The sequence below is a fragment of the Mucilaginibacter sp. Mucisp73 genome (assembly GCF_059491465.1).
This window is the reverse complement of sequence record NZ_CP168507.1, coordinates 3,712,754-3,725,965: the sequence shown is the minus strand read 5'-3', so window position 1 is coordinate 3,725,965 and position 13,212 is coordinate 3,712,754. Positions and strand designations below refer to the sequence as shown.

Annotated in this window: 9 protein-coding genes; 2 read left to right on the top strand and 7 right to left on the bottom strand. The window is 41.9% G+C overall.

Annotated elements, in window-relative coordinates:
* Nucleotides 1–11 precede the first annotated feature (11 nt).
* Nucleotides 12–2,015, top strand: a complete 2,004-nt coding sequence (locus ACEN82_RS15450; protein ID WP_413321263.1) for a prolyl oligopeptidase family serine peptidase — start codon at nt 12–14, stop codon at nt 2,013–2,015.
* A gap of 90 nt (nt 2,016–2,105) precedes the next feature.
* Here the strand turns inward: ACEN82_RS15450 and ACEN82_RS15445 are convergent, their stop codons facing one another.
* The 5 genes from ACEN82_RS15445 to pyrG all read right to left on the bottom strand — a co-directional run bounded on the left by ACEN82_RS15445 (nt 2,106) and on the right by pyrG (nt 8,483).
* Entirely contained in the window at nt 2,106–2,642 is a 537-nt protein-coding gene (locus ACEN82_RS15445; RefSeq protein ID WP_413321262.1) for a pyridoxamine 5'-phosphate oxidase family protein, read from the bottom strand.
* A gap of 172 nt (nt 2,643–2,814) precedes the next feature.
* Nucleotides 2,815–3,273 (bottom strand): transposase, encoded by a 459-nt coding sequence (locus ACEN82_RS15440; RefSeq protein ID WP_413321285.1) that lies wholly within the window; start codon nt 3,271–3,273, stop codon nt 2,815–2,817.
* 150 nt (nt 3,274–3,423) lie between these two features.
* Entirely contained in the window at nt 3,424–4,788 is a 1,365-nt protein-coding gene (locus ACEN82_RS15435) for an exonuclease domain-containing protein (protein WP_413321261.1), read from the bottom strand.
* Between the two features lie 214 nt (nt 4,789–5,002).
* Nucleotides 5,003–6,850 carry a membrane protein insertase YidC gene (gene yidC, locus ACEN82_RS15430; protein ID WP_413321260.1) on the bottom strand — a complete coding sequence of 616 codons (1,848 nt, stop codon included), beginning with the start codon at nt 6,848–6,850 and terminating at the stop codon, nt 5,003–5,005.
* A gap of 22 nt (nt 6,851–6,872) precedes the next feature.
* Nucleotides 6,873–8,483 (bottom strand): CTP synthase, encoded by a 1,611-nt coding sequence (pyrG, locus tag ACEN82_RS15425; protein WP_413321259.1) that lies wholly within the window; start codon nt 8,481–8,483, stop codon nt 6,873–6,875.
* Nucleotides 8,484–8,779: 296 nt separating this feature from the next.
* On the opposite strand from pyrG, the gene ACEN82_RS15420 reads away from it, so the two are divergent.
* Nucleotides 8,780–10,357, top strand: a complete 1,578-nt coding sequence (locus tag ACEN82_RS15420; protein ID WP_413321258.1) for an IPT/TIG domain-containing protein — start codon at nt 8,780–8,782, stop codon at nt 10,355–10,357.
* A 58-nt stretch (nt 10,358–10,415) separates the two neighbouring features.
* Here ACEN82_RS15420 and ACEN82_RS15415 read toward each other — a convergent pair whose 3' ends face one another.
* Together ACEN82_RS15415 and ACEN82_RS15410 are read right to left on the bottom strand one after the other, a co-directional pair.
* Nucleotides 10,416–11,948: an ATP-binding protein gene (locus ACEN82_RS15415; protein WP_413321257.1), complete on the bottom strand. Its 1,533-nt coding sequence runs from the start codon at nt 11,946–11,948 to the stop codon at nt 10,416–10,418.
* A 2-nt stretch (nt 11,949–11,950) separates the two neighbouring features.
* Nucleotides 11,951–13,087, bottom strand: coding sequence for an FIST signal transduction protein (locus tag ACEN82_RS15410; protein ID WP_413321256.1), 1,137 nt, complete (start codon nt 13,085–13,087; stop codon nt 11,951–11,953).
* Nucleotides 13,088–13,212 lie beyond the last annotated feature (125 nt).

Genomic DNA, 13,212 nt, shown 5'->3' with positions numbered 1-13,212 from the left:
ATTGCACTCCTATGCATAAAAACGTACTTTTAATCATAGCGGTTTTAATCTTTAATGTTGCTTCTGCACAAACAGTAAAAAAGCCGCTCAAGCCCACCGATCTGTATAAACAGCCAACACTGATGGCGCCGCAGCTTTCTCCGGATGGTAAGTGGGTGGTTTATGAATTATCTGAAGTAGATACAGCTAAGGATAAGCGTGTGTCGCACTTGTGGATGCAGAGTTTCGACGGCAAGCAATCCATTCAGCTTACTTATGGTGATGAGCCGGCATCCACTCCTAAATGGACCCCTGATGGTAAGTTTATTTCTTATCTGTCCGAAAAGGATTCAAAGAACGGCGGGCAGGTTTGGCTGATGGCCAGGCGTGGTGGCGAGGGGCACAAGCTCACCGATATTAAAGGTGAACTTGAAGAGTATGCTTGGTCACCGGATAGTAAAAGGCTGGCATTGATCATTAAAGATCCCGAAAACAAAGGAAAGGAGACGCCCAAAACTACTCCTCCTATAAAAATAGACCGTTACCATTTTAAGCAGGATATTGAAGGGTATCTGCAACATCTGCATTCGCATTTGTACTTGTATGATGTGGGTTCGAAAAAACTGGACACTCTTACGGGTGGTAACATGGACGATAGCTCGCCGCAGTGGAGCCCAGACGGAAAAACGATTGCCTACGTAAGTAATCATACAGTCGATCCGGATCGGAATGAAAACACAGACATCTTTACGATAGAGGCTAAGGCCGGTGCTGAGCCTAAGCAGCTTACTACTTTTACCGGCCATGATATTAACCCCATTTGGAGTCCTGATGGTAAGCATATTGCCTATCTCCGCTCAACAAGTGATGCTGATTATTTCATTTATCAGCATGATGTATTGTACCTGATGGATGCCGACGGGAAAAATAATCGTCCGTTAACAGATCAGTTGGACAGGCCGGTTAGCAATATTGCCTGGAGCAAGGACAGTAAAGACCTCGAGTACGTAGTAAGTAGCGACAGGATCCGCTATATCAACAGGTATAATTTACTTCTCCGCAAATCTGTGTTGGTTTATAAAGGAAATGAATGCAGTTTTTCTGATATCATTGGCCATTCCTTAGGCGTTTGGGTGGGTAAAATGACCACTCCATACGTACCCAACGAATTGGTGGCTATTGAAAATGGCAAGACACGCCGCTTGACTGTTCACCAGGAAAAGTGGCTGAACGAAGTTAAGCTGGCCTATGTGAAAGGCTTTCAGTCGTTCAGCAGCGATGGCACACTGGTTTCGGGGATACTTTATACGCCCGATAGCGTAGTTACTAAGAAAATGCCCTTCATTCTTTACATTCACGGCGGCCCTACCGATCAGGACGAGTTTGAGTTTGATGACATCAGGCAAACGCTGGCTTGTGCCGGGTATGCTGTAGCCGCTGTAAATTACCGTGGCAGTACAGGACGAGGCATTGAATATACCAAAGCTATTTATGCCGATTGGGGCAATAAGGAAGTGAAAGACTTACTGGGTGCTGTAGATGAACTGGTTAAGCTTGGGATAGCTGATAAAGACCGCCTTGGTATTGGTGGTTGGAGTTACGGAGGCATCCTTACCGATTATACCATAGCTACTGATCCCCGCTTTAAAGCAGCATCAAGCGGGGCGGGCAGTGCCTTACAGTTAGCCATTTATGGATCAGATCAATGGGTGATGCAATACGATAATGAATTAGGCCCGCCCTGGAAAAATGCTGATAAGTACATTAAGCTATCGTACCCGTTTTTTCATGCCGATAAAATAAAAACGCCAACCCAGTTCATGTCGGGTTTAAAAGATTTTAACGTGCCCACCGGCGGAGGCGAACAAATGTATGAAGCGCTGAGATCGCAGGGTATACCAACACAACTGGTACTTTATCCTGGCCAATATCATGGCATCACCGTGCCCAGTTACCAGGTTGACCGACTGAAGCGCTATATTGAATGGTTTGATAAATATTTGGTCCCCCAACCCCCTAAAGCGGGAGCCTTTTGACAGGCAAAACTTAAGAGCAAGAGCGGCTTAGATAATTATACCTAAGCCGTTTTTTATTCTGTAAATTCAATAATTCTGAAAATTATGATTTCAGACAACCAGCCTTCCTTCAACCGAATCATCAATGGTTTTGCCGATAGCTGCACCGGCGAGCCGTTTTACAAATGCAACGGCATTGCCATGTTTATTGTCCCAGTAATAGCCTTCGGTTGGTTCAACTTTAATAACGGTGATGCGCGGATCGTCGATACCTTCGGTAAACCACACTTTGAGTGTCGGTTCCCATAGTTCTTTGATCTTTTCTTTATCTTCGGTAATGGTGGCTATCCCATAAAGATTTAAAAAGTCAGAATATCCGGAACCCTGGAAAAGCAGATGAACAAAGGGGTCTTTAGCTAACTCCTCATTTTTATGGCTATCATTAGCGCTCAGAAACCAAAAATTGCCCTCATCGTCAATTTTCTGTGCCGACATTGGCCTCACTGAAGCGGGTACGCCTGTTTTAAGACTGCTCACAAATAAGCAACTTTTTGCGCTTTCGGCAAGTTCTTTAATCTTGGCCAGGGCTTCAGGTCCATTCAAGTCCTTCATATTATCCTCGGGCTGTTGTTGATTGATACTATCCATTGTTTTAAGTTTTTGTTGGTAAATGTTATAAGAGTAACCAATCAAAAACTCAATTGTGTGGATTTATTTAACTTAGTAGATAATTATTTAGTTAGAAGTAGCGGCATGGAGACTAACTTACGAAGTTTTCAAAACTTCGTAAGTTTTGTAGAGTATTAAGAAAAGCACCGTGCTATTTTACATTAGGTATATCCTGTTCATCAACAGTAATTTTATGATCATTTACGAAATGTTCCAATCCCCCAAACCATTCCAATACATCATGTTTGTTTAACACGGTTTCTTTTGTTGATAAATAAGCTGGGTAAGATGAATATTTATAATTGCTGATGTCTGTTACAAGATTGGCGATCACCGGATTTTGATGTATGTAAGTAATAATCCGCGTATAGTAGCTATCAGAATCAATTTTCGAAGCCTTATATCTACCTTGAAATAAGCTGCCAACTCTGTTATATTTTTTATTGATTGCTTTTGAATAGGAGATAAAACAGTTTTTGATACCTTTTTCAAATGAATTTTGATCATTTACCATGATAAAAAAATGGAAATGATTTGGCATCAAACAATAAGCATATACTTCGCAAAAGGGTGAAACGTGCTTTTTAAATTGACTAAGAAAAAAATAGATAATTATCGTTTTCGAAAAAGATAGGCTCTTTATTATTACCCCGGTTGTAAATGTGATAGTAGGTGTTATCGCTTATTTTCACTTGTAGGTTTGTCAATCCGTCGACCAAACTTACGAAGTTTTTAAAACTTCGTAAGTTAATATTGATCATTACCCAAACACCACCATCCTGTCCGGATATTTTGAAGCATAAGTTGCTACAATATTTTTGATATAGTCATTCCCCGGATAAGGTGTGAGATAGCTTTTGAGTTGCTGTATATTATTGGCATCAAAATAATGGGAGATATAGCCCATGCCATAAAACTGGCCTTTTTCCACCAAAATACAGCTGTGTTCATCATCGGTACGGCCCTCATCCCTGATAGCGTACGTTGGTAAAGCTTGCTTAAGCTGATCGATGGCATTGTTAACCTTTTCGTTATAACTGTCGGGAGGTTCAACGCCTTCGCAGGCGCAGGTATTTCCTGCTGCACTGAGGCAGGGCTCATTGTTTTTTTGTATAAAACAAAGCTTGGGGCACAGGTCAAATGCTTCTATCAGTTTGTTGAGCAGATTATAGCCATCAAGCAGGGAATTGCAGGTATATATTGGGTCGCTGTATTTGCGGTATTTATCAACTGCCAGGCGAATATACCCGCGTTGATCTTCAAAAGCGTAAAGACAGAAAGCATTTTCAAAGCGTTTTAACGAGCGATTATATTTGGGCCATAAGCGTTTGATCTCAATAGCTTCCAACACAAAGGCGATGAGCTCGGTGCCGCAAACCTGATAAGTGATCTGGTATATATTGCGTAAAAATTCCTGGCGCTGAAAGCCGGGGTTGTTGCCTGTAAAGTGGCTGCTTACCCTTTTTTTAACGTTTTTGGCTTTACCTACATATATCACTTTGCCTTTTTGATCATGAAAGTAATATACGCCCGGTGTATATGGCAACTGGTCAATGTCTTTTTTGGATAGGTTGGGTGGCAGCACCTGATCTTTTGAACCTTGCTTAAGCGATTGTTTAATGTGATTATCGGTATCACTGTTCAGCAGCAGGGTAAACAGTTCGGCTGTAGCCTCGGCGTCGCCCATAGCCCTGTGGCGGTTTTGATTATCGATACCCAGATGTTTGCATAGCCGGCCAAGGCTATATGAAGGCAAACCTGGCAATATCTTACGCCCAAGCCTTACAGTACAAAGCTTATTGGTTTGCAGATCATATCCTGCGGCAGCAAGATGATATCTGACAAAAGAAAAATCAAAATTTACATTGTGCGCTACAAAGATTTTACCGTGAATGAGGTGGTAAATATCAGCTGCCACATCCTCAAAAGGGGGGGCATCCTTTACCATCTCGTTGGTAATACCTGTTAAGGCGCTGATGTAAATAGGGATCTCGCGCTGCGGGTTAACAAGTGTTTCAAACCGCTTTACTACTTTTTTCCCATCATGTATGCATATTGCTATTTCGGTGATACCATTAGCGCTGGCATGTCCCCCTGTAGTTTCTATATCGACAATTGCATACATGATATTTCAAATGTAATATAAATTTGCTAATTATTTTAGTTCTTTTAAAAAAGTCGGAAAGTTCGCAGTTGGAAAGTCCGAAAGTTAAAAAGTTTGATTTGTGAGGAATTGAGCAGTTTTATAGCATGGAAATTAGGCACCAAAACAAAAGCCCCTGAGAAACTTTCTCAAGGGCTTCAATATCTTTCGGACTGCGGACTTTCCGACTAAAGACTTAAGACTTCTTATTCTTATTAGCCTGTATCTGTTGTTGCTGGCGCATCATCTCCTCCATTTTGGCACCAAAGCCTGATTTTTTCTTCTTAGTATCTTCAGGTTTCTTTTTGTTTTCCTGGATCTGGGCATGGATCTTTTTATCATCAACCATGAATTTGATCAGGTATTGCTGTAAAAAGGTGAACATGTTGGCCAAAAAGTAATAATAGTTCAAACCGGCAGGATAGCTGTTCAGCGTGAAAAGGAAAATCAGCGGAGTAATGTAGCCAATGTATTTCATTTGCCCTGTGGCACCGGAGATCTGGTTGTTGAAATAAGTATAGATCAACGTTGAAATGGTCATCAGTAAACACATTAAGCTAATGTGGTTAACACCGCCAAGGAAAGCTATCGGAGCAAATTTAATAACCGAATCATAAGTTGAAAGGTCATGCATCCACAGGAAACTTTCCCCCCTTAGCTCAAATAGGCTTGGGAAAAAGCGGAAGAACGCGATAACTATAGGCATCTGGATGAGCAATGGTAAACAGCCGCCCAATGGGTTAACACCTGCTTTTTTGTAAAGCTTAAGATACTCCTGTTGTAATAATGTAGGGTTATCCTCACCAACTTTAGCTTTGATCTCATCCATTTCGGGCTTCAGCACACGCATTTTGGCCATTGAAAGGTATGACTTGTAAGTAAGCGGTGATAACACCAGCTTAAGCAATACAGTCAATACCAGGATGATCAAACCATAGTTCCAGTTAAACTTGTTAAGAAAGTTAAATACCGGCAATACCGCGAAACGGTTGATGTATTTTAACGGTCCCCAGCCCAGGTTAACCAGTTTATCAAGGTCATGCCCCTGGTCTTTAAGCGTATTAAAACGGTTAGGTCCAAAGTAAAACTCCAACGGTAAAGAACCATCAGTGCCGCGACTAAGCGACAGGTCGGCTTTCATTTGTTTTACAACGGTGGTATCGTTAAAATCAGTAGCAACAGCAATATCTGTTTTGGTAATGCCGCCTTTAGCTATCAGCACATTTGAAAAGAAGTGCTGTTTAAAAGCAACCCAGGCCATTTTTTTATCGCTGATAGTTTTTTGATCGTCTTTGCCTTCGCTTAGGTAATCAGCATCCCCATCGGTATTGTAATAGTATACCGTTGAATACTGGCGCTCCATTTTGATGTCTTTTTCCTGTTTGCGCAGGCTGGTGGCCCAGTTAAGGTTAATGGTGCTGCTGTTGGCAATAACGCCGTCAAGACCGGTAGGCTTAATGGTTAATCCAAGTTTAAAACCATCACCTTTTAAACTGTATATATAATCAATATATTGGGTAGGGCTATAGCTCAAACGCATAGTAACCGAACCGGAATCTTTTTCGGCTACGTTAAGTTCCTTTGCACTTGGGGTAAAATAGTAATTGTTGGTATTGATATTGGCAACACCGGCGGCAAACTTCAATCCAAATTGGTTATTGTCGCCGCTGAAAAGCACCAGGGGCTTCTTATCAAAAGTTTTGTAGTTTTTTAACTCAACGGAAGCTACTTTGCCTCCGTGGGTGCTTAATTTAATAAGCAACTCTTTATTACCAATGGTAACAAACTCTTCTTTACCAACAGATGCGGCGCCAAAAGGCATTTTTAACAAGGCCGAATCAACTTTGGCTGTTTTGGCGGTATCAAACTTAGCTGTGGTTTTAGCAGCAGCGGCAGCTACAGCGGCGCCGGCTTTTTTCAGCGAATCCTGGTGCTGTACCTCGCGCTCTTTTTTAAGGTCGGCTTCCGATGGTTTTAAAAAGTATATCGAGCCGGCAATGATCGCCATGATCAGGAATAATCCTGTAAACGTATTTTTATCCATTATCTAATTATCGTACAATTACTTATTTTTTGCGGGCATAAGCCAGCGAAGCGGCGACAAAGTTAATAAAAAGTGGGTGCGGATTAGCAACTGTTGATTTTAATTCGGGGTGAAATTGCGAACCGACAAAAAACGGGTGGTTTTTAAGCTCTACAATCTCCACCAGGCCATTGTCAGGATTTATGCCAGATGGGGTAAGGCCGGCGGCCTCATATTGCTTAAGGTACTCGTTATTAAACTCATAACGGTGACGGTGCCTTTCCGAAATGTGGTTTTTTCCGTAAATAGCCGCTGCTTTAGTGCCTTTTTTAATATCGCAGGGATAAGCGCCTAAACGCATGGTACCGCCTTTGTTGGTGATATTTTTCTGATCTTCCATCATGCCGATAACCGGGTAAGGGGTTTCGGGGTTCATTTCGGTACTGTTGGCATTCTCAAATCCTAATACATTACGGCCAAACTCAACTACCGCACATTGCATACCTAAACAGATACCAAAGAAAGGGATATTATTTTCGCGCACATGGCGGATAGCCTGGATCTTACCTTCAAAACCACGCTCGCCAAATCCTGGGGCAACCAGTACGCCGTGCATGCCCTTTAATTTTTCAACAGCGTTTTCGGGCGTAAGCTGTTCCGAAGGGATATATTCAATCCGCACTTTACATTCCTGTTTAGCACCTGCATGGATAAAGGCTTCGGTAATAGATTTATAAGCATCCGGCAGCTCCACATATTTACCAACCAGCGCAATACGTACATCGGCAGTCGGGTTTTTCAGGCGGCCAAGAAATTCTTTCCAGTTTTCGAGGTTTGGCTCGTTTTTGTGCGGAAGTTTTAATTTAGTCAATACGGTTTTGTCAAGCTGTTCTTTCAGCATTAACAGGGGTACATCGTAAATACTTGGTGCGTCAATCGACTCAATAACAGCATTGATATTCACGTTACAAAACAGCGCTATTTTTTTGCGGATATCGTTGGTAAGGTGGTGTTCGGTACGGCAAACCAGGATATCGGGCTGGATACCATACTCTAATAACATTTTTACCGAGTGCTGCGTAGGCTTGGTTTTCAATTCGCCTGCTGCTGCAAGGAATGGTACCAGTGTAAGATGGATAACTAAAGAGTTAGCCGATCCAATTTCCCAGCGGAATTGCCTTACAGCCTCAATGTATGGTAATGATTCAATATCGCCTACAGTACCGCCAAGCTCGGTGATCACGATATCGTAATCGCCGCTTTCGCCCAATATGCGGAAGTTTCTTTTTATTTCGTCGGTAATGTGGGGTACTACCTGTACAGTTTTCCCTAAAAAAGCACCTTCGCGCTCTTTGTTAATCACATTTTGGTAAATGCGACCGGTAGTAATGTTATTGGCTTTTGAAGTAGGGGTGTTCAGGAAACGCTCGTAATGGCCAAGGTCAAGATCGGTTTCGGCACCATCTTCGGTAACATAGCATTCGCCGTGTTCATAAGGGTTAAGTGTTCCCGGATCGATATTGATATAGGGATCAAATTTTTGGATGGTTACGCGGTAACCGCGAGCTTGAAGGAGTTTGGCTAAAGAAGCGGAGATTATACCTTTTCCTAACGATGAGGTAACACCGCCCGTAACAAAAATATATTTAGTCATGATTTTTTTTGAAAATGACCGGGCTTTTATACCGCGACCAATTGTTTCTGTACGGGATACAAAAGTACGAAAATTTTCATGCTTCGGCGTAGCTGTTTTTAAAAAAGGGAACTGTTAATGTAATTTATTTGTAAGTGTTTTATAGAGAGCGCTTTATGTGGATTTCTTGTTCCTTGTGGGCATACGCCCAGAGTTTTAACAGACTTCGGATACACGATAATCATCTCTCTTTGATTTAGCGACGAATATTTATAGATATATTATTAAATTTGTCGTCGATATATCAACCTAAACCGATGAAATACTTATCTAAACTATTTTCACTTTTAATTTTGTGGACTTTTTGCATGGGGTGTACCAAGCATGGAGAGTCTGATGTTCTTATACCAATTGTAGATACTATTGCGCCCAATGTGGGCTCCGCGGGAGATCAGATAAATATTATTGGTTCCAATTTCAGTACAAAAATCAAAGATAATGTCGTTATTTTTGGAGTCGGGCAACCTGCAGTGGTTACAGCAGCTACGCCTACACGGCTAACAGTAACGATACCAGAAGCATCAGACGGAGCCTGGGTTTTGATGCTCAGGGTTAAAAACAGCCAAACTATTAGAGCTGGATTGGTAACAATAGTATCCCTATCCACTATTACCAGCATGTCACCAGTTACTGGACCGGCCGGCACACAAATAACACTTAATGGTACGAACTTTAGCTCCACGATTTCTGATAACGTTGTGAAAATTAATGGAGTAGATGCCACTATACAGAAGGTTAGTGATACGCGTTTAACGGCTGTTATACCACCTGGGGCTACCAGTGGTCCGGTAACTCTTACCGTAAGGGGTAAAAATGCAACTATGATAGCCGGAAGTAACTTTAATAACTTCAAGATCGTTCCGGCTTCTGAATTTGGAACGCCAGGTCAGGCCTATGACATCAGTAGTACAGTATCATTTGATTATGCTAATGCAATTGACACCGATGGAAACTTATGGGGTATTAATTCGAAAGACGGCCAGATATACAAACTTTCATACAAAGACGGCAGTGTACTTAAAAAGGTTAGCATAGCTGATATTGGCTTTGATAATACATTAAGTAGTTATGGCGGCGTTGGTATAACCCGGGATTCCAACGGTAGGTTACATGCCTATATTGCTGGCGCTTCCTCAACAGGATCAAAAGCTTATGTTGTATCCATCACTAATACAGGTGTTGTAACTAAGGATTTTGCAACGGTGTTGTTAGGCAGTTCCGGGCTAACGGCACATGATTTTGTTATACTTAGCACGGGCGAGGTATTGACGACAAATGGTACAGGTTATTCAACGGATGATAATGACCTGGTTCGGCTAAATACAAACGGCACTTATGATATTTATTACGAAGGTGCTCGTGCAAGAGATTTGGTAGTTGAAGGTAAAGAATTGTATGTGTTAAGATATTTTAGAGGCGTCCCTACCCATGTGTTAATTGAATTTTATAAACTGGATCATAACAAAGTTAAAACAACAATAGGTTTCCCTTATTCTGCTCACAACGCCTCATCGGTTAATTATGTAAACGGTCCGCTAAATTCTGCCGTGTTTTGGCAGTTAGAGGCTTTTACAATGGCTAATGGTGATATTTACACGGGAGAATCCTATAATCAACTAATACGTAAGGTAGATTTACATACCAGCACACTTGAGGTAACCAAAATAGCTGGGATAGACCCATATACTCCCTTCCCGCGTCCTTTCCAGGTTTTTACCGGTTCATTTGATAATGTAACACTACCAATGATTACCAGCTTATTATATGACGATAAGCACAAAGTAATGTATGCTTTCGGTTTTGATGGAAAAATAACAAGATTGGCGCTTAATTAAGAGAATTTCCTTTAATTAAATTTAAGGGCATTGTATCTATGAAGTTAGTAAGTTGGCCTTACACACTTTCTCTTTGCCTGCTATACATATCTATCTTACGGTGCAACTCGTTAGGATTAAAGGGCTTGCTTACATAATCGTTCATACCTACGGTAAATGCCATATCCTGAATATCAAGCATGGCAGATGCAGTGAGCGCTATAATCGGTAGTTTTTTATACTTGTCGCCAGGTAGTTCGCGAATGGCGCGGGTAGCCTGATAGCCATCCATTTCGGGCATTTGCAGATCCATCAAAATCATATCATAGTCGTGGGTTTGCGCCAGCATTAAAGCAATTTCACCGTTTTCGGCCACATCGCATTCAACATCCCATTGTTTCATAAATTGTTTGGCCAGGATCACATTGATCTGGTTATCTTCGGCAATAAGCAACCTGGTGCCTTTAAGGCTTTTTAAGCGATAAAACTCATCACTATCGGCTGTGCTGCTTAATTGTTTTTTGCTGTTTTTAAAGGTAAGGGTAAAATTAAATACCGAGCCTTTGCCATATTCGCTTTCAACGGTAATGTTACTACCAAGCAGTTGCAGCAGGCGTTTGGTAATAGTTAAACCCAAGCCTGTACCACCGTATTTGCGGGTTGTATCTGAACTGGCCTGGTTAAAGCTTTCAAAAATATGATCAATTTTATCGGGCGTTATACCTATCCCGGTATCGGATATCTCAAAATCAATGGTTGATGAGTCAGTTGTGTTGCTTGCTAACGATGCGGTTACCGTTACTTTTCCTTTATGGGTAAATTTAACAGCATTGCTCATCAGGTTGGTGAGGATCTGGCCCAGGCGCACCGGATCACCAATGATGGCATTGGGCAAATCCTGGTCCATCATCAGTTTTATCTGGATGTTTTTTTCGTTTGCCTTTTGCAGCAGGGCAAGACGGATATTTCTGATCAGATCGGTAAGACTAAAGTCAACACTTTCAAACTCAACCCCACCGGCCTCTATCTTGCTGAAATCCAATATGTCATTGATAAGCACCAGCAGGTTTTCGGCCGAAAACTTCAGGAAGTTCAGAAATTCCATTTGCTCGGGCTTGGGGTCCTGGTGTATGAGCAGGTGAGTAAAACCAATAACGGCGTTCATTGGCGTACGGATTTCGTGGCTCATAATACTCAGGAATTGCGCCTTAGCCATGGCTGCTTTTTCAGCAAGTTCTTTTGAGTGGATCAGGGCAACTTCCAGTTCTTTGGCTTTAGCTATGCGCTCGTGCAAAAAGCTGATGATGTGGATCAGGTCATCGTCTGAGTCGGAGATGTTTAACTCCACATCGGGATTAAGTGCCCTGATGGCTTCTTTCAATTGTGAGATGGAGCGTTGTTTGATCTCATTTTGCAACCGCAGGTTATCGGTAACCGTTACATATTCACGCTCACTTACATTAAAGGCATGGTCTGCAAGCTTTATCGATTTTTCAAAGTTTTTGAAGCTATTGTTTACTGCATCTAAAAACTGCAAAATAGCGCCATCTTCCAGGCATTGTTCGGGGAGCAATTTTTTTATCTGCTTATCCAATAAGTGATGGTACTCCATAATCAGTGTTCGGTAAAGGTTGTGATGGTCATGGTTTGGTTATGCAGCTCACAATTTGAACCCTGATTAAGGGGCGACAATTCTCCGTATGAATAAAAGCCCGCCATAGTGGTTTTATTGCCGAAGATGTGTTTAGCTGCCATTAATTCTTCGTCTGTACGGTCGTTAAGTACCAGTTTTCGGCCCACGCAGCTAATCAATATAGCCAGATCGGCATGCTCCGGCCCGGTTACGGCGTCGGCAGCGGCCGATGAAGAAGCACCGATCAGTTTTTCAAAATTGGCTTTCATCAGGCGTACTTTACTCCCTTCGGGCAAATTGCCGGCAAAGGTCATTGATTTTTTGTCTTCGTTAACGCTCAATATGGTTCGCACCAGTTTTTTATCTGAGCCTTCAATGGTTAGCGACAATGGGAATAGCAGTGCCGAACCAGGCAGCTCTTTGGCATACTCACCTAAATATTCTTTGTAAAGATCGAGCGCGCTTTTACCATCTATCTCAAAAAGTACATTTTTATCCGACCTGGTAATGCTTCGCTGAGGCCCAAACTCTTCCCAGCCCCCGCTTGATCCATGGCTAATATGCAGGCTATCACCATAAAAGCCTATGGCTATCACATTACCTTGCGCGGGGACAGCGTTAAGGCTGGTAAATGTGCTGTTAAACCGGGCTGCATCGCCGGCCAGGCCTCCGGTTACGGGAACCTTACCGGGATTATCGCGGTTAAAGCCGTCAACCAGTTCACTTCCGTTTATAAAAGTGCCGTCGGATATAATGAATACACAATTTAAGCCTTTTTTATCCAATTGCGACATCAGGAAGGCTCCCGTTTCGGCACTGTTGGCCTGTTTGTTTACATGGGTAGCAGTACAGGCTATGGATGATTTTTCTAACTCAACCGCGGTTACAACAATGCTGTCGTCATACACATCACTGCCCATGATTTCGCCAGCTGTGGAGGCAAAAACTACATTAGCATTAGGATAGCTCTTTTTAAGATAATCATAAATTTCAGGACCGGTAATTAATTTCGGTGCACCGAAAGCAAGTACCAACTGACATTTTTCAGCACTAAATTCAGGGTCTGTAAAGTAATTTACCCAACCCTTGTTTACAAAATGATGCTGCCTTATCTTCATGATGATTTTAGGTTAATAATATGGTGATGCTACAGATGAAGTTAATAAATTAAGAAACAAAAATTGCTTGAAATATGAAAGTATTAAACAGCTTATTGTTTACAGAAAATTCATTAATTATAAAT

What these genes read in the sequence shown, in the direction of transcription:
- ACEN82_RS15450 (WP_413321263.1), top strand. Translation starts at nt 12, where the DNA reads ATGCATAAAAACGTACTTTTAATCATAGCGGTTTTAATCTTTAATGTT.
- ACEN82_RS15420 (WP_413321258.1), top strand. Translation starts at nt 8,780, where the DNA reads ATGAAATACTTATCTAAACTATTTTCACTTTTAATTTTGTGGACTTTT.
- pyrG (WP_413321259.1), bottom strand. Translation starts at nt 8,483, where the DNA reads ATGACTAAATATATTTTTGTTACGGGCGGTGTTACCTCATCGTTAGGA.
- ACEN82_RS15435 (WP_413321261.1), bottom strand. Translation starts at nt 4,788, where the DNA reads ATGTATGCAATTGTCGATATAGAAACTACAGGGGGACATGCCAGCGCT.
- ACEN82_RS15415 (WP_413321257.1), bottom strand. Translation starts at nt 11,948, where the DNA reads ATGGAGTACCATCACTTATTGGATAAGCAGATAAAAAAATTGCTCCCC.
- ACEN82_RS15410 (WP_413321256.1), bottom strand. Translation starts at nt 13,087, where the DNA reads ATGAAGATAAGGCAGCATCATTTTGTAAACAAGGGTTGGGTAAATTAC.
- yidC (WP_413321260.1), bottom strand. Translation starts at nt 6,850, where the DNA reads ATGGATAAAAATACGTTTACAGGATTATTCCTGATCATGGCGATCATT.
- ACEN82_RS15445 (WP_413321262.1), bottom strand. Translation starts at nt 2,642, where the DNA reads ATGGATAGTATCAATCAACAACAGCCCGAGGATAATATGAAGGACTTG.